Annotated in this window: 22 protein-coding genes; 6 read left to right on the top strand and 16 right to left on the bottom strand. The window is 71.4% G+C overall.

The window, feature by feature from the left end:
* On the top strand, window positions 1-2,373 hold a 2,373-nt coding region (gene rpoB, locus FH608_RS47925; protein ID WP_139637885.1), incomplete at its 5' end, for a DNA-directed RNA polymerase subunit beta.
* A gap of 70 nt (window positions 2,374-2,443) precedes the next feature.
* The gene (locus tag FH608_RS47920) at window positions 2,444-2,926 is read left to right on the top strand and encodes a hypothetical protein (protein ID WP_139637884.1); all 483 of its coding nucleotides are present in this window, start codon (window positions 2,444-2,446) and stop codon (window positions 2,924-2,926) included.
* A gap of 15 nt (window positions 2,927-2,941) precedes the next feature.
* Here the strand turns inward: FH608_RS47920 and FH608_RS47915 are convergent, their stop codons facing one another.
* The 4 genes from FH608_RS47915 to FH608_RS47905 form a co-directional block, all read right to left on the bottom strand.
* Window positions 2,942-4,753 (bottom strand): ABC transporter ATP-binding protein, encoded by a 1,812-nt coding sequence (locus tag FH608_RS47915; protein WP_139637883.1) that lies wholly within the window; start codon window positions 4,751-4,753, stop codon window positions 2,942-2,944.
* Window positions 4,746-5,264 (bottom strand): TlpA family protein disulfide reductase, encoded by a 519-nt coding sequence (locus FH608_RS47910; protein ID WP_193319050.1) that lies wholly within the window; start codon window positions 5,262-5,264, stop codon window positions 4,746-4,748. The genes FH608_RS47915 and FH608_RS47910 overlap by 8 nt, the downstream gene beginning before the upstream one ends.
* A gap of 121 nt (window positions 5,265-5,385) precedes the next feature.
* A complete protein-coding gene (locus FH608_RS52255) occupies window positions 5,386-5,526 on the bottom strand; it encodes a hypothetical protein (RefSeq protein WP_153265369.1) in 141 nt (46 codons plus the stop codon).
* 123 nt (window positions 5,527-5,649) lie between these two features.
* Window positions 5,650-6,228, bottom strand: coding sequence for a TetR/AcrR family transcriptional regulator (locus tag FH608_RS47905; protein WP_226900539.1), 579 nt, complete (start codon window positions 6,226-6,228; stop codon window positions 5,650-5,652).
* A gap of 110 nt (window positions 6,229-6,338) precedes the next feature.
* On the opposite strand from FH608_RS47905, the gene FH608_RS47900 reads away from it, so the two are divergent.
* On the top strand, window positions 6,339-7,361 hold the full coding sequence (locus FH608_RS47900; RefSeq protein WP_139637881.1) for an aldo/keto reductase: 1,023 nt from the start codon (window positions 6,339-6,341) through the stop codon (window positions 7,359-7,361).
* Window positions 7,362-7,376: 15 nt separating this feature from the next.
* On the opposite strand, the gene FH608_RS47895 is transcribed toward FH608_RS47900, so the two are convergent.
* From FH608_RS47895 to FH608_RS47875, 5 genes are all read right to left on the bottom strand, one after another.
* A complete protein-coding gene (locus tag FH608_RS47895; protein ID WP_226900538.1) occupies window positions 7,377-8,543 on the bottom strand; it encodes an ROK family transcriptional regulator in 1,167 nt (388 codons plus the stop codon).
* A gap of 73 nt (window positions 8,544-8,616) precedes the next feature.
* The gene (locus tag FH608_RS47890) at window positions 8,617-10,113 is read right to left on the bottom strand and encodes a glycoside hydrolase family 36 protein (RefSeq protein WP_139637880.1); all 1,497 of its coding nucleotides are present in this window, start codon (window positions 10,111-10,113) and stop codon (window positions 8,617-8,619) included.
* Between the two features lie 33 nt (window positions 10,114-10,146).
* On the bottom strand, window positions 10,147-11,508 hold the full coding sequence (locus FH608_RS47885; RefSeq protein ID WP_139637879.1) for an ABC transporter substrate-binding protein: 1,362 nt from the start codon (window positions 11,506-11,508) through the stop codon (window positions 10,147-10,149).
* A 22-nt stretch (window positions 11,509-11,530) separates the two neighbouring features.
* Window positions 11,531-12,403 (bottom strand): carbohydrate ABC transporter permease, encoded by an 873-nt coding sequence (locus FH608_RS47880; protein ID WP_139637878.1) that lies wholly within the window; start codon window positions 12,401-12,403, stop codon window positions 11,531-11,533.
* A 12-nt stretch (window positions 12,404-12,415) separates the two neighbouring features.
* Window positions 12,416-13,369 (bottom strand): carbohydrate ABC transporter permease, encoded by a 954-nt coding sequence (locus tag FH608_RS47875; protein ID WP_139637877.1) that lies wholly within the window; start codon window positions 13,367-13,369, stop codon window positions 12,416-12,418.
* Window positions 13,370-13,595: 226 nt separating this feature from the next.
* Between FH608_RS47875 and FH608_RS47870 the strand changes: the two genes are divergently transcribed.
* On the top strand, window positions 13,596-15,920 hold the full coding sequence (locus FH608_RS47870; protein ID WP_139637876.1) for a fibronectin type III domain-containing protein: 2,325 nt from the start codon (window positions 13,596-13,598) through the stop codon (window positions 15,918-15,920).
* Window positions 15,921-15,981: 61 nt separating this feature from the next.
* On the opposite strand, the gene FH608_RS47865 is transcribed toward FH608_RS47870, so the two are convergent.
* Both FH608_RS47865 and FH608_RS47860 read right to left on the bottom strand, forming a co-directional pair.
* Window positions 15,982-17,766: a cellulase family glycosylhydrolase gene (locus FH608_RS47865; protein ID WP_139637875.1), complete on the bottom strand. Its 1,785-nt coding sequence runs from the start codon at window positions 17,764-17,766 to the stop codon at window positions 15,982-15,984.
* 169 nt (window positions 17,767-17,935) lie between these two features.
* Complete coding sequence (locus FH608_RS47860) at window positions 17,936-18,550, bottom strand: CGNR zinc finger domain-containing protein (protein WP_193319049.1); 615 nt, start codon at window positions 18,548-18,550, stop codon at window positions 17,936-17,938.
* A gap of 70 nt (window positions 18,551-18,620) precedes the next feature.
* On the opposite strand from FH608_RS47860, the gene FH608_RS47855 reads away from it, so the two are divergent.
* Window positions 18,621-19,010 (top strand): RidA family protein, encoded by a 390-nt coding sequence (locus FH608_RS47855; RefSeq protein WP_139637874.1) that lies wholly within the window; start codon window positions 18,621-18,623, stop codon window positions 19,008-19,010.
* A gap of 45 nt (window positions 19,011-19,055) precedes the next feature.
* Here the strand turns inward: FH608_RS47855 and FH608_RS47850 are convergent, their stop codons facing one another.
* The 4 genes from FH608_RS47850 to FH608_RS47835 all read right to left on the bottom strand — a co-directional run bounded on the left by FH608_RS47850 (window position 19,056) and on the right by FH608_RS47835 (window position 22,652).
* Window positions 19,056-19,874 (bottom strand): SDR family NAD(P)-dependent oxidoreductase, encoded by an 819-nt coding sequence (locus tag FH608_RS47850; protein WP_193319048.1) that lies wholly within the window; start codon window positions 19,872-19,874, stop codon window positions 19,056-19,058.
* A 137-nt stretch (window positions 19,875-20,011) separates the two neighbouring features.
* Window positions 20,012-20,671 (bottom strand): response regulator, encoded by a 660-nt coding sequence (locus FH608_RS47845; RefSeq protein ID WP_139637872.1) that lies wholly within the window; start codon window positions 20,669-20,671, stop codon window positions 20,012-20,014.
* On the bottom strand, window positions 20,668-21,822 hold the full coding sequence (locus tag FH608_RS47840; protein WP_139637871.1) for a sensor histidine kinase: 1,155 nt from the start codon (window positions 21,820-21,822) through the stop codon (window positions 20,668-20,670). Before FH608_RS47840 ends, FH608_RS47845 begins: the two co-directional genes overlap by 4 nt.
* The gene (locus FH608_RS47835; protein ID WP_139637870.1) at window positions 21,819-22,652 is read right to left on the bottom strand and encodes a CPBP family intramembrane glutamic endopeptidase; all 834 of its coding nucleotides are present in this window, start codon (window positions 22,650-22,652) and stop codon (window positions 21,819-21,821) included. Before FH608_RS47835 ends, FH608_RS47840 begins: the two co-directional genes overlap by 4 nt.
* A 337-nt stretch (window positions 22,653-22,989) precedes the next feature.
* On the opposite strand from FH608_RS47835, the gene FH608_RS47830 reads away from it, so the two are divergent.
* Window positions 22,990-23,889 (top strand): alpha/beta fold hydrolase, encoded by a 900-nt coding sequence (locus FH608_RS47830; RefSeq protein ID WP_139637869.1) that lies wholly within the window; start codon window positions 22,990-22,992, stop codon window positions 23,887-23,889.
* Window positions 23,890-23,963: 74 nt separating this feature from the next.
* Here FH608_RS47830 and FH608_RS47825 read toward each other — a convergent pair whose 3' ends face one another.
* The gene (locus FH608_RS47825; protein WP_139637868.1) at window positions 23,964-26,081 is read right to left on the bottom strand and encodes a PP2C family protein-serine/threonine phosphatase; all 2,118 of its coding nucleotides are present in this window, start codon (window positions 26,079-26,081) and stop codon (window positions 23,964-23,966) included.
* Window positions 26,082-26,152: the final 71 nt, after the last annotated feature.

Genomic DNA, 26,152 nt, shown 5'->3' with positions numbered 1-26,152 from the left:
CAGAACCAGGTCCGTCTGGGCCTGGCCCGGATGGAGCGGGTCGTGCGCGAGCGCATGACCACGCAGGACGTCGAGGCGATCACGCCGCAGACCCTGATCAACATCCGCCCGGTCGTGGCGTCGATCAGGGAGTTCTTCGGCACCTCGCAGCTGTCGCAGTTCATGGACCAGATCAACCCGCTGGCGGGCCTGACGCACAAGCGGCGCCTGAACGCGCTGGGTCCGGGCGGTCTGTCGCGTGAGCGGGCGGGTTTCGAGGTCCGTGACGTGCACCCGTCCCACTACGGCCGGATGTGCCCGATCGAGACGCCGGAAGGCCCGAACATCGGCCTGATCGGGTCGCTGGCCTCTTACGGGCGGCTGAATGCGTTCGGGTTCATCGAGACCCCGTACCGCAAGGTCGTCGACGGGAAGGTGACGGAACAGATCGACTACCTCACGGCCGACGAGGAAGACCGCTATGTGAAGGCGCAGGCCAACACGGCGCTCAACCCCGACGGCTCGTTCGCCGAGGCTCGCGTGCTGGTCCGCACCAAGGGCGGCGAGACCGAGCTCATGCGGGCCGAGGAGGTCGACTACATCGACGTGTCGCCGCGCCAGATGGTGTCGGTGGCGACCGCGATGATCCCGTTCCTGGAGCACGACGACGCCAACCGTGCGCTGATGGGCTCCAACATGATGCGGCAGTCGGTGCCGCTGCTCAAGAGCGAGGCGCCGCTGGTCGGCACCGGCATGGAATACCGTGCCGCCACCGACGCGGGCGACGTCATCAGCGCCGAGAAGGCCGGCGTGGTGGAGGAGGTCTCCGCCGACTACGTGACGGTGATGAACGACGACGGCACGCGGACGACGTACCGGGTGGCGAAGTTCAGGCGCTCCAACCAGGGGACGAGCTTCAACCAGAAGCCCATCGTCGCCGAGGGCGACAGGGTCGAGGTCAACCAGGTCATCGCCGACGGGCCGTGCACCGACATGGGCGAGATGGCGCTGGGCAAGAACCTGCTGGTCGCGTTCATGCCCTGGGAGGGTCACAACTACGAAGACGCGATCATCATCTCGCAGCGGCTGGTGCGCGACGACGTGCTGTCCTCGATCCACATCGAGGAGCACGAGGTCGACGCCCGCGACACCAAGCTGGGTCCTGAGGAGATCACCCGGGACATCCCCAACGTGTCGGAGGAGGTCCTGGCCGATCTGGACGAGCGGGGCATCATCCGCATCGGTGCGGACGTGGTGCCGGGCGACATCCTGGTCGGCAAGGTGACGCCGAAGGGCGAGACCGAGCTGACGCCGGAGGAGCGGCTGCTGCGGGCGATCTTCGGTGAGAAGGCGCGTGAGGTGCGTGACACGTCGCTGAAGGTGCCGCACGGCGAGGAAGGCAAGGTGATCGGGGTTCGGGTGTTCTCCCGTGAGGAGGGTGACGAGCTCCCGCCGGGTGTGAACGAGCTGGTGCGCGTTTATGTGGCGCAGAAGCGGAAGATCACCGATGGTGACAAGCTGGCCGGCCGGCACGGTAACAAGGGGGTCATCTCCAAGATCCTGCCGGTGGAGGACATGCCGTTCCTGGAGGACGGCACGCCGGTCGACATCATCCTCAACCCGCTGGGGGTGCCCGGCCGGATGAACGTCGGCCAGGTGCTGGAGACCCATCTGGGGTGGATCGCCGCCCGTGGCTGGGACATCTCGGGCATCGAGGAGGCGTGGGCCGAGCGGCTGCGTGACAAGGGCTTCGAGAAGGTCGCCCCGCACACCAACATGGCCACCCCGGTCTTCGACGGCGCCCACGAGGAGGAGATCGTCGGTCTTCTGGGCAACACCGTCGCCAACCGCGACGGCGACCGGCTCGTCGAGCGCAGCGGCAAGGCGCGGCTCTTCGACGGCCGCAGTGGTGAGCCCTTCCCCTATCCGATCGCGGTCGGCTACATCTACATCCTGAAGCTGCTGCACCTGGTCGATGACAAGATTCACGCGCGTTCGACCGGCCCATACTCCATGATCACCCAGCAGCCGCTCGGCGGTAAGGCCCAGTTCGGTGGCCAGCGCTTCGGTGAGATGGAGGTGTGGGCGCTGGAGGCCTACGGCGCCGCCTACGCCCTCCAGGAGCAGCTGACCATCAAGTCCGACGACGTCCTGGGCCGCGTGAAGGTCTACGAGGCGATCGTCAAGGGCGAGAACATCCCCGAGCCCGGCATCCCGGAGTCCTTCAAGGTCCTCATCAAGGAGATGCAGTCGCTGTGCCTCAACGTCGAGGTGCTCTCCAGCGACGGCGTGTCCATCGAGATGCGCGACACCGACGAGGACGTCTTCCGCGCGGCGGAGGAGCTCGGCATCGATCTGTCCCGGCGTGAGCCGAGCAGCGTCGAGGAAGTCTGACGGTCCCCGAGCGCGACCCGCACGTGCCGGACCCCGTGGAAGGGTCCGGCACGCCGCGGTGGAGGACACGATGAACGATGAGACGGCCGCCCTGCTCTTCGATGTGGTCGAGCGTCTCCAGAAGAACATCGCCGCCCACGACTGCCCCGCCATCGTCGCTCTCGAAGGGGAGCGGAAGCTCGTGCTCAGCGACTACGACTATCTCCGCGACCCGGGGTTCGCCGCCTCGTTCGAGACGCGGGCGGCCGCCAAGGCGCAGGAGATCCAGGCGACGCGGTGGGTCATCGCCGTCCCGCTCGTCTGGGTCGCCACACCTGACACGGTCTACAGCCGCGCCGTGTCCAACCACCCGCTGCGCGAGGGGGAACAGGAGACGATCACCTGGATGAGCTTCAACGAGCGCGACGGCGTCGACTACGGACGCGTCCCCTACGCCCGCCGCCCCAGCGGGGAGCCGGTGTTCGACGACCCGGAGATGTTCGCCGTGGGTGTGCGCCCGGCCCAGGCCATGCCGGGCCACACCCTGCTCCAGGAGCTCCTCCCGCACCTGTAGGTCAGCCGGATGCGCTCAGCCGATGTGCTCAGCCGCGTAGCCGGTGGACTGGAGGGTGAACAGCCTGGCGTAGGAGCCCTGCCGGTCCATCAGCTCCTCGTGCCGCCCCTGCTCGGCCACCCGGCCCTCCTCCAGCACGACGATGAGATCGGCGTCGCGCACGGTGTTGAGCCGGTGCGAGATCAGCAGGCTCGTACGGCCAGCCCGCCCGGCCCGCATCCGGGTGTGGATGTCGTACTCCGCCTCCGGGTCGAGGCCGGAGCTCGGCTCGTCCAGGATCATCAGCTCCGGGTCCGGCCGCAGCAGGGCCCGGGCGATCGCCACCCGCTGCCACTGCCCGCCCGACAGCTGGACGCCCGCGATCTGGGGGTCCTCGTCGCTCTCGCCGAAGAACACGCGGGTCAGCGGCGTACGGTAGCCCAGCGGCAGCGCGGCGAGCGTGTCGTGGATCCCCGCCTGGCGGGCCGCGGCCTCGACGGCGGGCGGGGAGTCCAGCAGCGGCAGGTGCCCGAGCCCGACGTTCTCGGAGGCGGGCAGGTCGTAGGCCATGTGGTCCTGGAAGACGGAGCTGATCCTCGCGCGCAGCTCGGACGGGTCGCAGTCGCGCAGGTCCACGCCGTCCCACAGGATCGCGCCCTTGGTCGGGTCGTAGAAGCGGCACAGCAGCTTCACCAGGGTGCTCTTGCCCGCCCCGTTGAGCCCGACCAGCGCGACGGCCGCGCCGTACGGGACGAACAGGTCGACCCCGCGCAGGATCCACGGATGGTCGTCGCCGTAGCGGAACCACACGTCGCGCAGCTCGATGCCGCGGCGCAGCGCGGGCAGCGGCCCGGCGGCGGCGGCGATCGGCAGGTCGGGCGGGGTGCGGGTGACGTCGACGTAGTGGAAGAACATGCGCAGGCCCTGCGAGATCTGCGCGATCGTCTGGGCCAGCGTGTTGAGCCCCGCCTGGGTGCCGGCCACCGCGCCGGCGAACATCACCACGTCGCCGACGCTGATCCCGCCGTCACGCGCCGCCAGCCCGGCCCACACCAGGCCGCCTCCGGCGACCAGCGCGGCCAGCAGTTCCAGCCCGCCGTGGGAGCCGAGCTGGCGCAGGTCGAGGAGGCGCTGGGCGCGGTTGATGCGCCTGCGCTCGTCCAGCATCCGCCCGCGCAGGAAGGAGCCCGTCCCGAACAGCCGGATCTCCTTGGCGGGCTGGGTGCCGGTCAGCAGCTGGCCGTAGAAGAACTCGCGGCGTTCGGCCGGGCTGGTCTGCCACATCATGGCCGCGTACTGGCGGGAGAGGCGCAGCTGTACGAAGAGCGCCGGCACGAGCGAGGCCAGCACGATCGCGGCCATCCACGGGTTGATCACCGCCACCGCGCCGAGGAACCCGGCGATGGTGAGCGCCGCCCTGCCCGCCTCGAACGCCGAGCCGAGCAGCCCGTGGCAGCTCGCCGTGGACTGCTGCGCGAGGCGGAGCCGGTCGAGGAAGGCGGGGTCCTCGAAGTGGCGCAGCCCGACGAAGCCCTCGGTGGCGGCGAACAGCCGGTCGGTGGCGCGCAGTCCCACCGACCGGCCCAGGGCGGCGTTGGCGTACGTGGACGCGGCCGGCAGCACCCCCGCGGCCAGCCCGCAGGCCGCCAGCCCCAGTGCCGTGCCGAGCACCGACCCGTGACGCGTGGTCAGCGCGTCGAGCAGGGCCTTGGTGAGCCAGGCCGTGGTGACGGGGAGCGCGGCCTGGGCCAGGGTGGCGCCGACGTACGCGACCACCGTGACCGGGGCGCCGCGCCAGGCCAGCTCCGCCACCCCGGCCAGCGCGCGCGGCCAGGAGGCGTCAGCCATGCGCGGCGGCGAGCACGCCGTCGAGGTCGTGCCCGGCGGCCAGCACGGTACGGCTGCCGTCGACGAGGAACACCTGGGGGAAGGCCGTCACCTTGAACGCGCCGGCCAGCGGCCCCCCGCCGGGGCCGTCCGCGACGACCCTGGCGACAGGGCCCAGCAGCGCGCGCATCTCGTCCGCCTCGTCGGGCAGCGCGGAGATCACGGCGACGACCTGCTCGCGCGGCATCGTCGCGGCCAGCTCGGCGAACTTCGGCGCGAGCGCCTTGCAGGGCGCGCACGAGGGGGAGAAGAAGCCGACCAGCGTCCGCTCGGGCAGCTCGGCCCCCGCCTCGAACTCCGCGACCGTCTCACCGGGCCGGACGGACGGCGACGGGCCGTCGGGACGCTCGTACAGCTCGCTGATGCGTTCGGCGTGCTCGCGGAGCCTGCGGATGATGCCCAGCGCCAGCACCACGTTGAGCACACACAGCACCGCCAGGACCACCACGGCCGCCCACAGCGCGTACATCATCGTGACCTCCTTGAGGAGAGGGCCCCGTCGATGCGGCCCGCGCATGAGCCCTCACTTTCGGCAGGCGGACCCTTTCCGGCACAGCCTGCTCCGGGGGTCTCAACGATTTCTCAGTGACTTCTCAATGCCGCTCCGCGCGGCGGCACGCCCACGCGGTCCGGTAGCGGAGCAGGAAGCCCAGCATCACCAGCACGAAGGAGAAGAGCCACGCCTTGTTCCACAGGGCGAGGATGCCGACGGTGTCGGCGATCAGGAGGATCACCCCGGAGACGTGGAATCCGCGGCCGTGAACGCCGGGTGCTCGGGCAGCGGCACCGAGACCAGCTCGCCGAGCCGGTCACGAAAGCTCTCGAACCCCTCCGGCGTGATCCGGTAGACCCATACGTCATCCGCCTCGATAGCGGAGGCCGTCGATGAGCAGGGTGAGCAGGCGCTGGGTGTAGCCGTCGTCGTCCGGCGCGACGATGTCGGCCACGGCTCGCAGCACGTCGTACGGGGCCACGTCCGAGCGGATGCCGCCGGACGCGGCGGCGGCGTCCAGCAGTTCCGCCACGACGGGCACGAAGCGCTGCTGGAAGTACTCGGGCAGCCCTTCGTAGGCGGGGTCGCCGGAGTGCAGGGCGGTCTTGAGCCCTCGCTTGGCCGCGAGGAACCGGGCGAAGTGCCGCAGCCAGCGAGACAGGGCCTCGACCGGCTCCTCCTGGGCCGAGAAGGCGCGGGCGGCCTCGGCGCAGGCGTCGACCTCGCGGCGGAAGACGGCGGCGATGAGGTCGGCGCGCTGCGGGAAGTGGCGGTAGAGGGTGCCCGCCCCGACGTTCGCCCTGGCGGTGATCCGGCGCACGGGGGCGTCCACGCCGTCGGTCTCGAAGATCTCGGCGGCCGCGGTCAGCAGGGCGTCGAGGTTGCGCCGGACGTCGGGGCGCATGCGGCGGGCGGCCGGCTCCTCTGGCGGGTGATCGGGCATGGACGACTCCCCTTGCAATACGGAACGGTGTTCCGTATTCTCGTTGCTGAACGGCGTTCCGCTTTTATTCTAGCGAGCCGTGACCAGCAACCTGGGCATGAGGAGAATCCGTGCAATACCGCACGCTAGGCCGTACCGGCATCAGGGTGAGCCCCTACGCGCTCGGAGCGTTGATGCTCGGCACATCCGTCGGCAACCCCGACCACGACGACTCGACCCGCATCATCCACAAGGCGCTGGACGCGGGGATCAACTTCATCGACACCGCCGACGTGTACGGCGACTCCGAGGTGGTCGTGGGGAAGGCGCTCAAAGGCCGTCGAGACGGCGTCGTCCTCGCGACCAAGGTGGGCCGCCCGACAGGGGACGACCCCAACCATCAGGGGAGCTCGCGGCGCTGGATCACGACCGCGGTCGAGAACTCCCTGCGCCGCCTGCGGACCGACCACATCGACCTCTACCAGATCCACCGGCCGGACCCCGGCACCGACGTCGAGGAGACCCTTTCCGCGCTCTCCGACCTGGTCCACAGCGGGAAGGTCCGCGCCATCGGGGCGTCCCAGACGCCCGCCCCCGACATCATCGAGGCCCAGTGGGTCGCCGAGCGGCGCGGCCTCGTACGGTTCCACACCGAGCAGCCGGGCTACTCGATCCTCAGCCGCGGCGCCGAAAAGGAGGTGCTGCCGATCGCGCAGCGCTACGGGATGGGCACGCTGGTGTGGGGCCCGCTCGCGCAGGGCCTGCTCACCGGGCGCATCCGCAAGGGACAGCAGACCGACGTGCGCCGCGCGGCCATCCTGAAGCACCTCAACGACGAGCGCCGGCTCGACGTCGTCGAGCGGCTCATCCCGCTGGCCAAGGAGGCGGGCCTGTCGCTGACCCACCTGGCGATGGCGTTCGTGATCGCGCACCCCGGCGTGACCAGCGCGATCATCGGGCCGCGCACGATGGAGCACCTCGACGACCTGCTCGCCGGCCTGGACGTCACGCTCGGCGACGACCTCCTCGACCGGATCGACGAGATCGTCCCGCCCGGCACGAACGTCGGCACGCTCGACCAGGACTACCTCCCCCCGGCCCTCCAGAGCGCGGGCCTGCGCCGCCGGCCCGCCGGCGATCGCGCCGCCGCCTGACCGCGCCCCAGAAGGTCAGGCCCGGGGGGCGACCGGCGCGGGCAGGCCCGTGCCGAACAGGCGGGCGTCCACCTCGTTCAGCGCCAGGCGCAGCGCGCCCAGCGCGACGCTCTCGGCGCCGAGGGTGGAGGCGCGGATCTCCGGAACGCGCAGGCAGGTGCGGCCGAGCTCGCGGGCCAGCTGGCCGAGGATGAGGTCGGCGGAGCGGGAGAAGCCGCCGCCGAGGACGACGACCTGCGGGTCCAGGGTGAGGACCAGGGCGGCGGTGCCGACGGCCAGGTCGCGGGTGTAGCGGCGGACGGCGGTCCTGGCCGCCTTGTCACCGGCGCGGGCGGCGGCGAACACCCAGGCGGCCGCGTCGTCGGTGTCGACGCCGGCGGGCAGGCTGGCGCACTTCTCCAGGTGGGAGGGCGCGGTGAGCCAGCGCACGGCGCGCAGCGCGCCGATCTCGCCGGCCGCGCCGCCGTGGCCGCGGCGCAGCGTGCCGTCGATGATCAGGCCGGCGCCGGTGCGCATGCCGGCCAGCACGTAGACGATGTCGTCGGCGTCGCGGGCCGCACCCTGCCAGCGCTCGGCGAGAGCGGCGAGCTTGCAGTCGTTCTCCACCTGGACCGGGCAGGAGAAGCGCGCGGCCAGGTGCTCGGCCGGGTTGACGCTGGCCCAGCCGGGCAGCGGCGTGAACAGCGTGGTCCGACCGCTGGCGTCGACAGGGCCGGTGACCCCGACGGTGATCCCCCAGATGTCGTCCGGGCGCAGGCCGGCCGAGGCCAGGCACTCCTCGACGGCGGCGTCCACGACGGTGAGCCGGGCCGCCGGGTCGGCGCCGGGGTCGACCGGCAGCCGGGTCGTCCACGTGACGGTGCCGTCGAGGTCGGCGAGCATGGCCAGGACCTTGTGGGCGCCGACGTCCACGCCTATCACGTGCCCGGCGCCGGCGTTGAAGCGGTAGCGGCGGGCGGGGCGCCCGACGACGCTGCTGCCGTCGGGCTCCACGACGGTGAGCCAGCCGTCGGCGACCAGGCCCTGCACGATGACATCCGTGCCGGGCCGCGACAGCCCGGTGCGGGTGGCCAGCTCCGTGACGGTGGATGGCGGGTTGCCCCGCAGCGCCCGGACGATGCTGAGCGCGTTGAGCTCCCGCATCCGGGTCACGTCCGTGCCGGTCGTGACCTGATCGGTCACCGTCGCCCCCTCAGTCCCCACGAGTGATCCTGCCCGAATAATGCTGCACGCTTGACAAAAGCCTAATCCGAAGTCAGGAGATCGGATACCACTGCCCGCCGGTCGCGACGGCCGGGCCGAAGTCCACCTCCCGCCCGTCGATGGCGAACACGTACCGGCCCTTGCGGACGACGGCGGGCCGGGCCGACAGGTACGCCGTCATCCGTGCCAGCTCCTCCGCGCGCAGCCAGGACGGCGGGTCGGAGACCGCCCGGAAGCCGCACACCGTGGCCAGGTCGCGCAGCCAGCCGAGCTGCTGGTCGGTGAGCAGGCTGAGGCGGCTGCGGAAGTACACGACGTCCGGGTCGACCTCGGCCAGCGGCGCGTGCCAGAGCCGGTGCAGCGTGTTGACCACGGCGTTGCGCGCCATCGCGTCGGACGGGTCGTCGCTGGCGTAGTTCTGCCACATCGGCGCCACGTCCGGCCCGCTGCGCAGCCCGTCGAGCAGGCCGAGCGAGGGCAGCAGGATCGCGCCGCTGCCCAGCAGGTAGACGTCGTCCCCGGCGGTCCGCCTGATCAGCTCCAGCGCGTTCCGGTAGGCCTGCTCGCGGCCGACCCCGCCCTGCCGCACGCCGGGGGCGGCGCCCGCGTTGATGAAGTCGAGCTTGAGGTAGCGGAAGCCCCACTCGTGCACCACCCGGCGGATGAGCTCCTCCACGTGCTCCAGCGCGTCGGCCCGGGAGAGGTCCAGCGCCCAGTAGCCGGTGCCCCAGTTGTGGCCGGCGACCACGGGCTCTCCCCGCTCGTCGCGCAGCAGCAGTTCGGGCCGCTCGCGGGCGGTGCGCGAGCCGGGCAGCACGATGAACGGGGCCAGCCACAGCCCCGGCGCCAGACCGGCGGCGGAGATGCGGCCGGCGAGGGCGCGCATCCCGGACGGGAACTTGGCGTTCGGCTCCCAGTCGCCGACCGCCTCCTCCCAGCCGTCGTCCACCTGGAGCACGTCGAACGGCAGTCCCTTCAGCGCGGCGATGTCCTCGGCCAGCCCCTCCTCGGTGATGCCCTCGTAGTAGGCGTACCAGCTGCACCAGACGTTCCCGGCGCGCCGCCCGCTGCTGCCGAGGCGGGCGGCGAGCGCGCGGGTGTAGGCGCCGAAGACCTCTTCCTCCTCGCCGTGGGCCAGGAACCACGGCGCCCCGTCGTCCTCGTACCAGCCGGAGAGCGTGTCGCGGTCGGCGGCCAGGCGCGGCGTGCCGATGCCGAGCGCGCCGAGCAGCAGGACCCGCCCGTCGTCGCCCTGGAGGGCCGCGACGGCGGAGGAGTGGTGGCGGGACGGGTCGTCCCAGACGGGGTCGTCGGCGGTGGTCCGGCGGCGCGGGTCGGCGATGCGCAGCGGCGGCTCGGACAGCCGCCGCCAGCCGCACGGGCTCCACGAGTTCTGCCCGTGCCGGTAGAACAGCGCGTCGCCGAAGCCGTGCAGCACGGCCACCCGGCCTGGCGGCAGCACCACCCCGCCGTCGATCCTCCGCGGTGGCTCGGGGCCGGTCGGCTCAACGGCTACGGTACGGCCTGCCAGCTCGACGAGCAGCGGCATGATGCTCCTTCTGTAATTACGTCGGTGCGATCGTCAGGTGAACAGGGCGTTGACCTGGTCGTTGGCCTTCTTCAGCCCCTCGGCGGCGCCGATCTGGCCGAGGACGACCGACTGGATGGCGTCCTGCACGATCTGGCTCACCTCGTTGCCGTGATCGGTGATGGGCAGCAGGAACGTGCCGTCGGGCGTCTTCGTCGCGTCGACGTACACGTGCACGTCACGCCCCTTGGCCTCGTGGGCGGCCGCGGCCTTCTCGCTCGCCGTCCTGATCGCGGGGAAGACGACGGCGTTGCCGGCGACGATGTCCTGGCAGTCGGCCGAGCCGAGGAACTTCACCCACTTCCACGCCTCCTCCTTGTGCGGCGTGCCGGCGAAGATCGCGTCGGAGAGGCCGTTGATGGCGGTCTTGCGCACGCCGGCCGGGCCGACGGGCATCGGGGCGAGGGCGAACTTCTGCTCGGCGTCCGGACCCAGGTAGGTGTTGATCGTCCACGATCCGGCGAAGGTCATCGCGCCCTTGCCGGCGTTGAGCACGGCGTCCCTGCCCAGCGTGGACTGCTTGTCGAACTTCGGCGCGTACCCCTTGTCGATGAGCTGCTTGTACCAGTCGATGGTCTGGGCGAGCTTGGGGTCGTCGTACCTGTACCGCGTTCCCCAGGGGTTCTTGTCCAGGTACGTCCACCCGTTGGCCACGGCCAGGTCGCCCCAGCCGTTCTGGCCCTGCGACCCGTCGGCCCACTCCGGCAGGAAGCCGTACACCTTGACGTGGTTCTTGTCGAAGTCCGGGTCGAGCCCGTCGTGCCCGTTCTCGTCGACCGTGAGCTTGGCGATGACCTGCTGGAGCGTTCCGCCGTCGGTGGGGTTCCAGGTGAGGTCGGCCATCTCGTCCGGCTTGACGCCCTGCTCCTTGAGCATCGTGCTGTTGTAGACGAGCGCCACGGTGTCCCAGTCCTTGGGCAGGCCGTACCGCTTGCCGTCCTTCACCCACAGGTCGGCCAGCCCCTCCTGGTACTGGGCGAGGTCCACCTTGTCGCGGGTGACGTACGGCTGGATGTCGAGGATCTGCCCACTGGCGACGAACTGCGGGTAGTAGGAGCCGTGGTCGGTCCACACGTCCGGGGCCTGGCCGGCGGCGAGCTGGGTGGTGAGGTTCTGCCAGTACTGGGCCCACGCCGTCTGGGTGATCTTGACGGTGATGGCCGGGTTGGCCGCGTGGAAGGCGTCGGCGCAGGCCTGGTACGACGCCTGCTGGTTGTCGTCCCAGAGCCAGTAGTCGATCTCGACGTTGCCGCCGGACGCCTCGTCCTGGGACGCGCCGCCGGACCCGCAGGCGGCGAGGGCGCCGGCCAGTGCCAGCGACAGCAGCGCCGCGCCTGCCCGCTTGGTGGTGTTCATGGGTGGTGCCTCTCTTGGGGGGTCATTTGATTCCGGAGAAGTTGAGCGACTGGACGAGCCGCCGGCCGAGGAAGATCAGCAGGAGCAGCACGGGCAGGACGGAGAGCGTCGATCCGGCCATGAGCCCGGTCCAGTCGGGGCGGGTGTTGGGCGACTGCTGCAGGAACACGCCGAGCGCGACGGTCAGGACGCGGGTCTGCTCCTCGCGCCCGACCAGCAGCGGCCACAGGTAGTCCTTCCACGCCCACACGGTGGTGGTGAGCCCGATGGTGATCAGCGGCCCGCGGCTCATCGGCAGCGAGACGCGCCAGAACACGCCCCAGGGGCCGTTGCCGTCCAGCCGGGCCGCCTCCTCCACGTCGCGCGGCAGGGACAGGAAGAACTGCCGCAGGAAGAAGACCGCGAACGGCGTCATGAGGATCGTCGGGGCGACCATGCCGAGGAAAGTGTTGATCAGGTCGAGGTTCTTCACCAGCACGAAGTTGGGCAGCAGCGTGAAGATCGGCGGCACCATGAGCGCGGCGATCACGACGCCGAAGACGAACTGGCGTCCCGGGAAGCGCAGCCGGGCGAACGCGTATCCGGCCATCGCGCAGAAGAAGGTCTGCAGTGTCGCGATCAGGCCGCTGTAGACGACCGAGTTGAGCAGGTAGCGGGCGAAGTCGATCCGCGCGCCCGACCCGCCCGCCGCGCGGGTCTCCTCCTGGGTGGTGAGCCCGAGGATGCGCAGGAAGTTCACCATCGTCGGGTGGCTCGGGAACAGGGCGCCGCTGTCGGCGTACAGGTCGGCGGCCGGGGTGAGCGCCGTACGGACCATCCAGTAGAAGGGGAACAGGGTGAGCACGAGGGCCACGGCCAGGACGGCCCAGGCCGAAAGGGTGCCGATGCGCCGCATGGTGGTGCCTCCTCAGGCCAGGTCCGAGCGGGACGCCCGCAGCAGCAGCATCTGCACGACCGTGAGCACGCCGAGGACGAGCGCGAGCACGAGTGCCGCGGCCGAGGCGTAGCCCATGTGGAAGTACTGGAAGGCCTGCTGGTAGATGAAGTAGTAGATGACCCTGATCGCGCTGCCCGCCCCGCGGCCTGCCGCGGCCACGGCGACCGTGTCGAAGATCTGGAACGAGCCGATCAGCGACACCACGAGCACCAGGGCGAGGACGGGCCGCAGCATCGGCAGCGTGATCGAGCGGAACATGCGCACCTCGCCGGCGCCGTCGATGGCGGCGCTTTCGTACAGGTGCGGCGGGATCTGCAGCATGCCGGCGTAGAGCAGGAGCGCGGTGTAGCCGGTGTAGGCCCAGGTGTTGACCATCCCGATCGTCGGCATGGCCCAGTCGGGCGAGGCGAAGAAGCCGACGGTGCCGAGATCCAGCGCTTTGAGCAGGTGGTTGACGAAGCCGAGGTCGGCGTCGAGCAGCCAGATCCAGAGCAGGGCGACGGTGACGTTCGGCACCAGCCACGGCAGCAGCAGCATCGCACGCAGGGCCACCGACCGGGTGAGGCGGTGCATGAGCGCGGCCAGCAGCAGCGCGAACAGCATCTGCGAGACGATGTTGATCACGACGTAGTAGACCGTGACCAGGAGCGCGTGCCAGAACTGCGGGTCCTGGGCGAGCTTGGCGTAGTTGTCCGCGCCGACGTACGCGGGCGGGCTGAGCAGGTTGTAGTCGGTGAGCGAGTACCAGAACCCGCGGACGGCCGGGTAGCCGTAGAAGATCGCGAAGCCGGCGAGTACGGGGATCAGGAAGAGCCACGCGGCCCGGCGGTCGTCACGCGGCCGGGCCCGTCTTCGCCGGGACGCGCCGGCATCGCTCGGCTCGGCGACCTGCTCGGCGACCTGCGACCGTCCCTCGGCCCGCATCGTTCTCATCATCGTCCTCGGCGCTGGGTGAAATTGGCCTCTTGTCACGCGGTGACTCTCGAATAATGATGTTAGGCATCGGAAGTTTGTCAATAGCTCCTCATATCTCGGCGAGCGTACGACGGCTTCCCCGAACCCTTCCGTCCCACGTCAACCCCCATGTGGCGGGTCCCGAGCGGCCCGCCCAGGCTCCCGCCGCCCACGTATCCCGGAGGTTCCTTCAGCCATGTCCGCACGCCTCTTACGGCATCGCCGGGCCGTCGTCCCGGTCCTGATCGCCCTGGCGCTGGCCCTGTTCCCCGCCGCCCGGGCGTGGGCGCTCGCGCCGGTCCCCGGCGGGGTGCCGCCCCGGCCCTCCGCTCCCGCGTCGCCCGACCCGTCGCTCCAGGAGCATTCGCTGGCGTCCGCGCCCGCGCCGCTGGACAACCCGCTCAAGGGGTTCGCCCGCTTCTACTGGCCCGGGAGCGACCAGAACACCGGTTACCCGCACTCCCTCACGTGGAGCTATTTCGGCCTTTCAGAGGTGATGACCAACCCGGCCGACTGCTCGGCGTACAACTGGTCGATCCTCGACAACGCGCTGGACGAGATCGCCTCGTACGGCAACCAGGCCGCCGTCCGGTTCTACCTGGAATATCCCGGCGGCAGCGGCAGCCATCCCGGCAACGCCATCCCGCACTGCTTCGACGGGCACGTGACGTACCGGACCAACACCTACTGGGGCACCACCAGCCCCGACTACGACAGCCCGTACCTGCTCGACGCGCTGGGCGACTTCATCGCGGCGTTCGGCGACCGGTACGACGGCGACCCCCGCATCGGCTTCATCCACCTGGGCCTGATCGGGCTGTGGGGCGAGTGGCACACCTGGCCGTTCGACACCGACACCGCTGACGGCTACCCGAACTTCATGCCGACCGACGCGCACGCCACGCAGATCCTCCAGGCGTACGACAGCGCCTTCGACCACACCAAGCTGGAGACGCGCTACCCCGACTCGGCGGGAGGCGCGGCGACGAACCGGGACATCGGTTACCACGACGACTCCTTCTGCTACAAGGAAGGCTCGCCACTGGCCGGCGTCACGCTGCCGCAGTCGCTCGGCGGGGCCGGCTACGCCCAGCTCCAGCGGGCGCTCGACGCCGGTGCCGAGAACAAGTGGATCACCGCCTCGATGGGCGGCGAGGTACGGCCCGAGATCCAGTCCTCGGCGTTCGCGTCCTGGCCCGGCGGCTCCGGCCAGGTGGACGACATGAAGGCCTGCATCGAGCTGGAGCACACGACCTGGAAGATCAACGAGCAGAGCCAGAGCTACGCGCCCGGTGACCCGAACGTCGCGGCCGCCGTCAGGCTCATGGGCTACGACCTCGGCGTCGACGACGCGTACTTCACGAACACCGCGAGCGGCACCACGAACGTCGGCGTGCGGATCAGCAACCGCGGCGTGGCGCCGTTCTACTACCCGTGGACGGTCACCCTCGGCCTGAGGAACGCCGCCGGGACCGTGGTCAAGACCTTCGACACGTCCTGGGACCTGCGCACGGTCATGCCCCTCAAGATCCGCGCGTTCCCCGACTGGGGTGTCGGCCCCGACCCGACCTACCTCGACTACGGGTACCCGCAGTACTTCCAGACCGGCGTGAACCTCTCCGGCGTGCCGTCCGGCGGCTACCAGTGGGTCCTGCGGGTGAAGAACCCGCTGGAGGCCGTCTCCGCGAACGCCAAGAAGCTCCGCTTCGCCAACGCCGCCCAGGGCGCCGACGGCTGGCTCGCCCTCGGCCGGGTCACCGTCGGCACGGGCGGCGGCGGCGACACCACGGCGCCCACCGCGCCCACCGGGCTGGCCTCCCCGTCGCGCACCGCGACCTCCGTCACCCTGTCGTGGACGGCGTCCACGGACGACACCGGCGTGGCCGGGTACCGCGTCCTCCGTGGCGGCACCCAGGTCGGCACGTCGGCCACGACCTCCTTCACCGACACCGGTCTGGACCCCGCGACCTCCTACACCTACACCGTGAAGGCGTACGACGCCGCGGGCAACGCCTCCGGCGCGTCGGCGCCCGTCACCGCCGTCACCCTTCCCTCATCCACCGCGGGCCTCGTCCTCGACGACTTCGACGGCGACCCGGCCTACCCGTCCGCCGCGCGCAACGACCTCGGCAAGTGGACCGGCGGCAACTGCTTCCGCAACGGCGGCGGCTCCGGCGCCGTCTCCGGAGGGGCGCTCAGCCTGAGCTACGACAACTGCGGCTGGTTCGGCAGCGACGTGAACACCGACCTGTCCGCGTACACCTACCTCGTCGTCCGGATCAAGGGCGCGGCCGGGGGCGAGCAGGCCCACTTCAACCTCGACCTCGGCGGGGTGACCAAGGTCTTCGGCGACTACACGCTCGACGGCGGCGGCCACCCGGCCGTCACGACCGCGTACCAGGACATCAAGATCCCGATGTCCGCCAACGGGATCGACCGCGCGTCCCCCGGACAGCTCGCGATGGGATTCTGGTACGGCGGGAGCAGCACCATCACCATCGACTCCCTCTCGTTCCAGTGACGCGGCGGGGAGGCCGGGACCGCCCTCGATCCCGGCCTCCCCGAACGGCCCGCGGGTGACGCTACGAGAAGGGCGTCTGGGTGAGCAGGTGCGCCTTGAAGCCCTCGCCGTAGGTGCTGGTGGGCGTGCCGTCGTAGTCCGTGATGAGCACGTTGCCCTGGCCGCAGCCCCACGGGTTCCACGTCCAGGCCGTGTACCCGACACCGTGGGCGTCGGCCCACGCCGTCACCTGGTCGATGTAGTCGTGGGCGCAGGAGTCCTGGCCGATCTCGCCTGCGTGCACGGGCACCTGCGCGGCGACGGCGCCGACCTGGCTGTCCCAGCAGGCCGTGTTCGAGCAGGCGTTGAAGTTGTAGGTGTGCCAGGCGGCCATCAGGTTGCCGGTCGGGTCGTCCGGCTTGTACGTCAGCCACTGGCTCAGGTCGTTGGACCAGGTCAGGCCACCGAGCATGATCACGTTGGTGGCGCCGGTCGCGCGTACGGCGTCCACCAGGTCCTGCATGCCGGCCACCTCGTAGCCGATGCCGGTGCAGGTGCCGCCGTCGCGCCAGCAGGTCCAGCCGGCGGTCGCGTCCCAGTTCGCGGCGGCGTCCGGGTAGGGCTCGTTGAACAGGTCGAAGACGACCGAGTTGGTGCCCTTGAACGCGTTGGCCACGCCGGTCCAGAACGTCGGCGCGTACTGCGCGTCGGGCATCGGCTTCTGGCAGGTCGCCGCGGTGTCGGAGCAGCCCGCGCCCGGGCCGGTGTACTGGCCGTGGCTCCAGTGCATCTCCACGATCGGCGTGACGCCGTTGGACACCAGCAGGTTCACGTAGTCCTTGACGTTCTGCTGGTACGTGGCGCCGCTGGGCGAGCCGTTGACGCCGACCCAGCACTCCTCGTTGAGCGGGATCCGTACCGCGTGGATGTTCCACGCCTTCATCGCGTCGATCGAGGCCTTGTCCACCGGGCCGCCGTCCCACATGCCCTTGCCCTGCACGCAGGCGAACTCGCCGCTGGCCCGGTTGACGCCCAGCAGCCGGTACGTGTTGCCGTTGTTGGCGACCAGGCGGTTCCCGGAGACGCTCAGGATGGGCGCCGGGAGGTTGGTGCCGTCGTCGTCATCGGCCTCCGTGGCGTTGACCGTGACGGAGCTCAGACCGGAGGAGGCGACGCTGATGGGCCGGGTACCGTCGAACCTGTCGCTGTCCTGCGCCGCGCTGAGCGTCACGGTCTGCGGGGTGTCCCAGTCGGCCGCGGTGAAGGTCAGCGAGGCGCCGTCGCTCACGGTGATGTCGCTGTCGCCGGTGCCCGCGGTGCTGGTGACGGTCACGTCGCCGGACGGCTCCTCCCGCAGGCGCACGGTGTAGCCGGCGGTCGCGCCCTCGGGCACGTTCACGCTGGTCGGGGCGACCACCAGGGCCTGCTGCGTGCCACCCGAGCCGTTGCCGGAGCAGGAGACGCCGGGCGGGGCGTTGTTGGCGCCGCCGGTGTACGTGCCGTTGAAGCCGACCGTCCAGGTCGCCCCGGTGCCCTGGGCGGCGTTGTAGGAGGCCGGGCCGACGGTGACGGCCGCGCCCGCCGGGGTGGGCGTGGCCGGGCTCGGCACGCCGCCCCACATCTGGGTGATCACCTGGGTGCCGGGGAAGTCGAAGCTCAACTCCCATGTGGTCAGCGGGTCGCCGGTGTTGGTGACCGTGAGGTTCGCGCCGAAGCCGCTGCCGTTGTCCCAGATCTTGGTGTACGTGGCCGTGCACGACGCGGCGGCCTCGGCGGCGGTCGGCGCCGTGGCGAGCCCGAATCCGGCCAGCAGTACCGCGGACGCGGCCGTCAAGGCTCTGCGCCAGGGATTCCGGTGGGTTGGCATGGGGTTCTCCATCGGGGGTGGGGCCACGAGGCGGCATCGGGAGTCGTCAGTGAATGGGAGCGCTCCCACATGGTCCGCCCCGCTCGATCGCCGGGCAAGGAGATCTCTCCATCCTGGAGCCGGGCACCCGTACCGACCTCGGGCTGGGCGGCCGACCGCGCTGAAACGTTCATCCGATGTCTCGCCGGTCCGTGGCCTGACGGGCGCGGAGGGCGCGGAGCTTGTGGCGGTTGCCGCAGCGCTCCATGGCGCACCAGCGGCGGGCGCCCGGGCGGGAGGTGTCGACGAACACCAGCGGGCAATCGTCGCTCGCGCACTCGCGGATGCGCTCGGACAGCGGCCCGGACAGCAGGCCGATCATCTCCCGGGCCAGGGTCGACAGCGCCTGCGTCGCCCGGACCGGTGCCGCCCACCCCGCGCTCGTGCCGCCGGTGGCGAGCTCGGGGACCAGCGGGGGCGACGCGGCGGCCCGGTTGACGGCCGCGACCGCCCCGGCGGAAAGGGGGCGGCGCGCCGCCCGGTCGTGCGCCGCGTCCCAGATCGCCTGGCGGAGTGCCCTGGCCGCGGCCAGCTCGCCGGCCGTCACGGGAACCGTCAGCACGGCGGACAGCGGCGGCTCCGCCAGCCATTCGGCCAGGTCGGCCGGCTCGTGCAGGGTCTCGAACACGGCGTAGCGGCCCTCGCCGCCCGTGTGGGCGAAGTCCAGGCAGACGGCGCCGGCGTCGAACCGGAACGACCCTCCCTTCGGGTCGTGCAGGATCCGTCCGGTTGCGCTCGCTCTCATGAAACCACTATAACTGGTGTCGTTTACGAAACCGCTTATACAGGTTTCGTTGTCATCAGAGGAGCAGCACGTGGGCGTACGGCACATCAACCCCGAAGGGCTCCACCGCAGCCCGGCCTTCAGCCAGGCGGTCGTGGTCGAGCAGCCGAGCAAGACGATCTACATCGGCGGGCAGAACGGCGTCGATGCCACGGGCAAGGTCGTCGGCCCCACGGTCGGGGAGCAGTCCAGGCAGGTCTTCCGCAACCTCGCGGCCATCCTGGCGAGCGAGGGGGCGACCCTCGCGAACATCGTGCACTGGCGCATCGCCGTGGTGGAGGGCCACACGTTCGACGAGGGCGTGGCCGCCTTCCAGGAGGTGTGGAACCGTGCCGACCCGCCGCCCGCTATCACGGTGCACGTCGTGGCGGGCCTGAACCCCGGATGCCTCGTGGAGATCGACGCCGTCGCCGTCGTGTGACGCCCGGGGCCACCCGCCGCCATCCGGACTGTCAGGCCCTGCGCATCATCGCGGCAGCCCGTAGCCTCGGCGCAGCAGGGTGTCGAAGAGGCGCTGCGGGAGAAGGGTCCTCAGCCGGGGCACCCAGAAGCCTTCGCGGCCGGCGCCGTAGCGCCCGCGCGGCATGGGGGTGGTGGCGGCCTTCCAGATGAGCTCCGCCGCCTCGCGAGGGTCCCCGCCCTTGCGCAGCGCCTGGTGCAGGGTGTGGCGGGCGCTCTCGCGAGGGCCGTCGTAGTCGGTGATGGCCGCCTTGCTGGTGGTGGCGGCGCGCAGGACGTCGGTGGTGAACACTCCCGGCTCGACCAGGGTGACCCGGATGCCCAGGTGCCATACCTCGTGGCGCAGCGCTTCGGTGTAGCGGGCGAGGGCGGCCTTGGAAGCGGCGTAGAACGCCTCACCGGGCTCGCCGACCCACGCGGCCAGGGAGCCGACGTTGACGACGCGGCCGCGCCGGCGGGCCCGCATGCCGGGCAGCACGGCGTGGACGAGCCGGGTGGTGCCGAAGAAGTTGGTCGCGAACACCGCCTGAGCCTCGGCGGGTGTGGTCTCCTCGGCGAAGCCCTCGTGCATGACGCCGGCGTTGTTGACCAGGACGTCGATCCGGCCCGCGCGGGCGGTGACCTCGTCGGCGCAGTGCTGGACGGACTCGGCGGAGCGGAGGTCGAGCTGGAGCATCTCGACGCCGGCTCCGTCCGGGCGGGCGCGCCGCGAGGTGCCGAAGACGCGGGCGCCGCGCTCGGCGAACAGCCGGGCGGTCGCCTGTCCGATTCCGGAGGAGGCGCCGGTGACCAGGACGACGTCGCCGGCGGGCGGTGCGGAGGTCATGCGGCAGGGCCCTTCCATGCGGTGCCCGGGGCGATCAGTGGCCGCCGGGCGATGCTCATGCCCACGACGGTAAACCCTTGACCTTGCTCCAAGGTCAAGCCTTTCGCGTCCCGGCCCCGTCTTCGCGCGGGCGGGGGTCAGGTCACCAGGCCGTTGCGGTAGGCGTACACCACGGCCTGTACGCGGTCGCGCAGGTCGAGCTTGGTGAGGATGCGCGACACGTACGTCTTGACCGTCTCCTGGCTGATCACCAGCGTCGCGGCGATCTCGCTGTTGGACAGGCCGTCGGCGATGTGCCGCAGCACCTCAAGCTCGCGCGGGGTCAGCGCGACGTCGTCCGGCGCGCCCTCGGCGGGGCGGATCCGCGCCGCGTACCTGCCCACGAGCTGCCGCGTCACCTCGGGGGCCAGCAGCGCGGCGCCGGTCGCGACGGTGCGGATGCCGTGCAGCAGCTGCGCCGGCGGGGCGTCCTTGAGCAGGAACCCGCTCGCCCCCGCCCGCAGCGCCTCGTACACGTACTCGTCCAGGTTGAACGTCGTCACCACGAGCACCTTGACCGGGCGCGCCACCCCGGCGCCGGCGAGCAGGCGGGTGGCCTCGATGCCGTCGAGCACCGGCATCCGCACGTCCATCACCACGACGTCCGGGTCCAGCTTGTGGGCGAGGTCGACCGCGGCGCGGCCGTCGCCGCACTCGCCCACCACCTCGAGGTCGGGCTGCGCGTCGATGATCGTCGCGAAGCCGGTGCGGATCAGCGCCTGGTCGTCACAGACCAGGACCCGGACCGGAGCGGTCACGACGAGCTCCCGGCAGGGACGCGCGCCCGTACGACGAAGCCACCACCCTCCCGGGGGCCCGCGCTGAACTCGCCGCCCAGCGCGTCGACCCGCTCGCGGAGGCCGGCGAGGCCCCGCCCGCTCCCGCCCGGGGAGCGGGTCCGCGCGTTGGAACCGTCGGTGCTGACCTCCACGGTGATCTCCTTCTCGCCGTGGCGCACGCGGACCAGGGTGCGGCTGCCGTGGGCGTATTTGAGGGCGTTCGTCAGGGCTTCCTGGACGACCCTATAGGCCACGAACTCCGCGCTGCCCGCGGATTCCGCAGGTTCGCCCTCCTCGGTGAACTCGAGCGGCTGCCCGGCCTGGCGCGTCTGCTCCACGAGCGCGTGGAGATCGCCGGCGGACGGCGTCCTGACGTCGGTGTCGTGGTCGGGGTTGAGCAGGTCGAGCAGGTGCCGCAGGTCGGTGATGGCCCGCCGGCCCGTGTCGGTGACGGCGCTCAGGGTCGCGTCGAGGCGGTCGGGCGCGGCGGTCAGGTAGCGCGCCGCCTCCGCCTGCACCACCATCGCGGTCACGTGGTGGGTCACGACGTCGTGGAGTTCGCGGGCGATGCGGGTGCGTTCGGCGGTGCGGGTGGCCTCGGCGACGTGGCGGCGGCGTTCGGCCTCGGCGGCCCGGGTGGAGCGCAGCCAGGTGCCGATGCCCCACGCCAGGACCAGCGCCAGGAAGAACACGGCGTAGTCCTCCGGCGTCTCCGTCCCGCCGCGCTGGTTGAGCGCGACGGCCAGCGGCACGTACGCCAGCGACAGCAGGATCGCGGTGACCCGGCGGTGGCGTTCCAGGTGGGCGCCCGCGCTGATGAACGCGATGGGCAGCGCGGTGCCCGCGACGGCGTGGTAGGCGAGGAACTGGTCGAGCGTGAAACCGACCGACACCAGGACGAGGCAGACGGCCGGGGAGCGCCGGCGCACGGTGAGCGGGAGGCATTCGAGGGCGATCACCACGAGGGCCAGCGCGTCGTAGGGACGGGTCGGCAGGTTGCCGATCTCCGTGCCGGAGCCTTCGAACGCCGGCACGAATGACGCGATGCCCAGCAGCAGGGCTAACGGGAAGTCCCGGAGCGTCACGTCGAAGCGCTGCCACAGGTCGGGGACCCGCCGGAGATCGATCATCGGGAGAGCGTAGCGGTCGCGTCGGCCCGGACGCCGCCCCGGCGAGGGACGAGGGTGCCCCGCCTGCGGGCCACCGCCATGAACACGATGGTCAGCAGCGCGCCGAACACCACCGCGTACGGGCTCGCCTCCGGGCCGAACTCGCCACCGGTGAGCAGCGCCGGACCTGACGTCACCCCGTGCAGCAGGCCCGGCGTCGCGCCGTTGCCCGAGACCTCGGTGCCGAAGATGTCGGCCGCGGCGAAGTTCCAGCCGAAGTGCAGGCCGATCGGCAGCCACAGGGTGCGGGTGGCGGCGTAGGCGGCGGCGAGCATGCCGCCGGCCTCGATCGCGATGGCGATCGCGCCCCACAGGTTGGCGTGCTCGTTGAACAGGTGCGACAGGCCGAACACCAGGCCGGTCAGCGCCAGCGCCGCCCACGTACCGGCGCGTTCCTCGACGATCCGGAACAGGATGCCGCGGAAGATCACCTCCTCCGTCACGGCGGCGGCGGCCATGAAGCCGGCCAGCCCCAGCGCGCCCGCCACCGAGCCCAGGCCGTCGATCCGGTAGCCGCCGACGAGGGCGATGTTGACGATGACGGCCACGAACATCCCGACCCCGATCAGCGCCCCCCGGCCCGTGGCGGCGGCGGCCCCGCTCGCGGCCACCTCCACCGGCGCGCGGCGTTCGGACCACCGCACCATCCGGGCGTACACGAGCACGGCCAGCACCGCTGTCGCGACGCCGAGGACCAGGGTGAGAAGCGTATTCCCCTGAACCGCGTTCACGGCGGTGTTGCCGGCGAGGGCGACCGCCGCGACGGGCACGAGCTGCTTCAACAGTCGCATCACGAGCTCCTTCATGAGATCCCGCGACCGGAGCGCCGCGGCTGTGCCGAGAACGCTAGGGATTCGGCGGCCGGGAATCGTCACCGTGCGGTGGACACTCGCGGGTAGCTCGCACGGGGGACAGACAGCCGGCCGATCGCCTGAACCCGCCGGTGGACCGTGCCGGACCGGCCGGCGGCGCGCGCTTGTCCCCCGTGCGAGCTACCGGCGAATGTCCACTGTGTGGTGACGCATCCGGGACGGCCCAATCCGTAGCGTTACGACCTGCCACGGTGCTTCGGCGGCCCCCCGCCGCACCGCCGTACGAACCGACACCAATCTCTCCTTGGAGGAGATCATGCTTCGCAAGCTCAAGGCATCCGCTCTGGCGGCGCTCTGCTCCACCGTGGTCGGCCTGGGAGTCGCCGGCTGCGATGGCGACGCGCTCGAGAACTGGGACCCCATGGCCCCCACCACGCAGAAGGCCGATGCCGACGTGATCTCCGGGACCAAGAAGATCGAGGTCGCGGGGCGGTCGGTGAACGTGTCCTGCTCGGGCGATCCGGCGGAGGGCAAGCCGGTCATCGTGCTCCTGCACGGGGCCGGTGACGGGGTGGACAAGTTGGCCGCCCTGCAGAAGACGCTGGGCGAGAAGAACCGGGTCTGCTCCTACGACCGGCTCGGCTCGGGCGCGAGCGACAAGCCTGACGGCCCGCAGAGCATCGACACGACCGGGAAGATCCTTTCCGGGGTGCTCGACCGTGTCGCGGGTGATGGTCCGGTGGTGCTGGCGGGGCATTCGCTGGGTGGGCTGATCGCGGCCAGGTACGCCCCCGACCACCGGGACAGGGTCGAGGGTCTGGTGCTGATGGATGCCACGCCGCCCACGATGTCCGGTGACATCTCCAAGACGATTCCCGAGTCGGCCAAGGGTCCGGCGGCGGACGTGCGCGCGCAGAATCTGGCGATCTTCCAGGGGCAGAATCCGGAGCAGCTCGTCATCGACGACGGGAGGGTTCGTTCCGCGGGGGACATTCCGGTGGAGGTGATCCGGCACGGGCAGCCGTACCTGGCGGCCATCCCGACGTACGGGCCGGAGCTGGAGAAGGCGTGGGCCGCCGGGCAGCGCAAGTGGCTGGCGCTGTCCAGCCACAGCAGGCTGACCACCGCCGCGAAGAGCGGCCACTACATCTACGTCGACCAGCCCGAGATCGCCGTCCAGGCCATCGAGCGCGTCACCACGCAGGCCGCCCGCTGACCGCGCTGCGCGCGACCGGCGCGACCGGCGCGACCGCCGCCCCGGCCGGCGATCGCCGCACCGAGGCGGGCCGGTCACGGCGGCCGCGGGGTGTTCCGCAGGAGCAGGAGCGCGGTGTCGTCGGCGCGCTGCCTGGTCGAGGCCGGCCCGAGGAGCGACTCCGCCAGACCACGCAGGGGCTGGCCGGGCGCGGGAGCGAATCGGGCGGCCAGGGCGGCGATGGCCTCGCCCAGGTCGCAGCCGGGCTCCTCGATGAGGCCGTCGGTGTAGAGGGTCAGCACCGAGCCGGGAGGCAGGTGCAGGTCCGTCGTGGCGTACTCGGCGTCGGGGTCGATGCCGAGCAGCGGGCCGGGCGTGGTGTCGAGGACCTGGGTGGGAACGCCGGGGCGGCTGAGCAGCGGGGGCAGGTGCCCGGCGCTGGCCAGGCAGGCGGTGTGGTCCTCGAGGTCGAGCGTGAGGTAGAGGCAGCTCGTGAAGCGGTCGGGGGCGAGCTCCGTCATGAGCTGGTTGGTGTGGGCGAGCACCTCGCCGCAGGTGGCGCCGGCGCTGGCGTGGGTGTGGATGGCCGTGCGCACCTGGCCCATGAGCGCGACGGCGGTCATGTCGTGGCCCTGCACGTCGCCGATGACGGCCGCGGCCTCCGTGTCGCTGAGGCGGATCAGGTCGTAGAAGTCGCCGCCGAGGTCCATGCCGGGGGTGGCGGGCACGTACCGGGCGGCCACCTCCAGGCCGGGGAACTCGGGAAGGTCCTTCGGCAGCAGGTTGGTCTGCATGGACTGGGCGAGCTGGTGCTTGTTGTCGTAGAGCCAGGCACGTTCGAACGCCTGGGTGACCAGCCCGCCGAGCGCCGTGAGCATGGCCCGCTCGCTGTCGCCGAACCGATGGGGACGGTCGTAGGCGAGGACGCACGTGCCGATGGACCGCCCCCGGGCGACCAGGGGGAGGAGCGCCCATGCTCCCATGTCGTCGACGCGGACGGCGCCGGGATAGGTCTGGTGGAACTCGTCCCAGTCGGAGTAGAACGCCGCGCGGCCCTCGTCGTAACCCCGGGCCCAGCGGACCGCGCGGACCACCGGGCGGCCGTCGAACTTCTCGATGCCCCGGCGGCTGTAGCCACGCGAGGCGACCACGCGCATCCGGCCGCTGTCCCAGGTGAGGATGGCCATCGCCTGGGCGTCGCACACCGGCATGACGTCGTCGGCCACCAGGTCCACCACGTCCTGCGCGGTCATCGCGCGCGCCAGGGAGATCGCCAGGTGCAGCAGGTCGTGCTGCCCGATCACCCCTGGGCCGGCATCAAGGGTGCCGGTCTGCGACGTGGTGGCGGGCATGATGCGGATCGCGATGCCGGGCAGGCTCGGAAAGCACTGGAACGACAGCTGCCGCCCGTCGGGGTGACGGGCGGTGAACTGGGTGGCTTGGCGGTCGGCGATCGCGGCCTGGAAGCGGTCCTCATAGACGGGCTCGTCCAGCCAGGGCAGCGCCTCGCACATGCGCTGCCCGACCATCTCGGACGGCTTCGCCGCGAGCAGCCCCGCCGCCGGGGGCGTGACGAGGGTCACCAGCCCGTGCCCGTCCAGGTGGCAGTAGCCCTCGGGCAGGCAGTTGAGGCACGCCATTGCCCTCAGAGCGGTGTACGGGTCCGCCCGGTGAGCGCGCACCGGGTCCAGGACCCGGGGGAGGGAGTGCGGCTCGACCGCACGGCCGTGCTCGCTCGCCCGGCGGAGCAGGGGGCCCATCCTGGCGCAGGCATCCTCGATGACGTCGAGCCGGCGCCGGTCGAGTACCGTCTCGCCGCCCGCGGGCCATCCGAGGACGAAGCCGCCCCGGACGTCACCGCCGGAGCAGACCGGTGAGGCGGCCACCGAGAAGTGGTACGGCAGCGCCAGCGCCGCCGTCGGGAACCCGCGGGCCAGGGCCACCCGGTCGCCGGCCCAGATCAGCCGCCGCTCCCGCACCGACACCGCGACCGGCACGCGATCGTTCGTCCTGATTCTCGCCCAGGTCCGGGCGACGTCGGCGGGAAGGCCTATCGCCGTCTCCATCCGCAGGACCCCGGCGTCGGCGTCCAGGACGTACACGATGCCGAAGTGCGCGCCGGCGCTGAACACGGCCTCGATGAGCAGATCGTCCAGGCGGGACGACTCGATCGCCTCGCCCGGGTCCGGTGCGCTACTCGGTGGTCGGGTCACAGCGCGCCCGATGACCGGACCGGAAATCTGACGAGTCTACGCACCCCTCCATGCAGCCCAACGTACGCGCA

The sequence above is a fragment of the Nonomuraea phyllanthi genome (genome assembly GCF_006334985.2).
In the GTDB taxonomy this organism is placed as follows: domain Bacteria; phylum Actinomycetota; class Actinomycetes; order Streptosporangiales; family Streptosporangiaceae; genus Nonomuraea; species Nonomuraea phyllanthi.
This window is presented reverse-complemented; position numbering and strand designations above follow the sequence as displayed.

Bases quoted from the DNA above. Each gene is read 5' to 3' on its own strand.
- FH608_RS47920 (WP_139637884.1), top strand. From the start codon at position 2,444: ATGAACGATGAGACGGCCGCCCTGCTCTTCGATGTGGTCGAGCGTCTC.
- FH608_RS47915 (WP_139637883.1), bottom strand. From the start codon at position 4,753: ATGGCTGACGCCTCCTGGCCGCGCGCGCTGGCCGGGGTGGCGGAGCTG.
- FH608_RS47910 (WP_193319050.1), bottom strand. From the start codon at position 5,264: ATGATGTACGCGCTGTGGGCGGCCGTGGTGGTCCTGGCGGTGCTGTGT.
- FH608_RS47905 (WP_226900539.1), bottom strand. From the start codon at position 6,228: ATGCCCGATCACCCGCCAGAGGAGCCGGCCGCCCGCCGCATGCGCCCC.
- FH608_RS47890 (WP_139637880.1), bottom strand. From the start codon at position 10,113: ATGCCGCTGCTCGTCGAGCTGGCAGGCCGTACCGTAGCCGTTGAGCCG.
- FH608_RS47885 (WP_139637879.1), bottom strand. From the start codon at position 11,508: ATGAACACCACCAAGCGGGCAGGCGCGGCGCTGCTGTCGCTGGCACTG.
- FH608_RS47880 (WP_139637878.1), bottom strand. From the start codon at position 12,403: ATGCGGCGCATCGGCACCCTTTCGGCCTGGGCCGTCCTGGCCGTGGCC.
- FH608_RS47875 (WP_139637877.1), bottom strand. From the start codon at position 13,369: ATGCGGGCCGAGGGACGGTCGCAGGTCGCCGAGCAGGTCGCCGAGCCG.
- FH608_RS47870 (WP_139637876.1), top strand. From the start codon at position 13,596: ATGTCCGCACGCCTCTTACGGCATCGCCGGGCCGTCGTCCCGGTCCTG.
- FH608_RS47865 (WP_139637875.1), bottom strand. From the start codon at position 17,766: ATGCCAACCCACCGGAATCCCTGGCGCAGAGCCTTGACGGCCGCGTCC.
- FH608_RS47860 (WP_193319049.1), bottom strand. From the start codon at position 18,550: ATGAGAGCGAGCGCAACCGGACGGATCCTGCACGACCCGAAGGGAGGG.
- FH608_RS47850 (WP_193319048.1), bottom strand. From the start codon at position 19,874: ATGACCTCCGCACCGCCCGCCGGCGACGTCGTCCTGGTCACCGGCGCC.
- FH608_RS47840 (WP_139637871.1), bottom strand. From the start codon at position 21,822: ATGATCGATCTCCGGCGGGTCCCCGACCTGTGGCAGCGCTTCGACGTG.
- FH608_RS47835 (WP_139637870.1), bottom strand. From the start codon at position 22,652: ATGCGACTGTTGAAGCAGCTCGTGCCCGTCGCGGCGGTCGCCCTCGCC.
- FH608_RS47830 (WP_139637869.1), top strand. From the start codon at position 22,990: ATGCTTCGCAAGCTCAAGGCATCCGCTCTGGCGGCGCTCTGCTCCACC.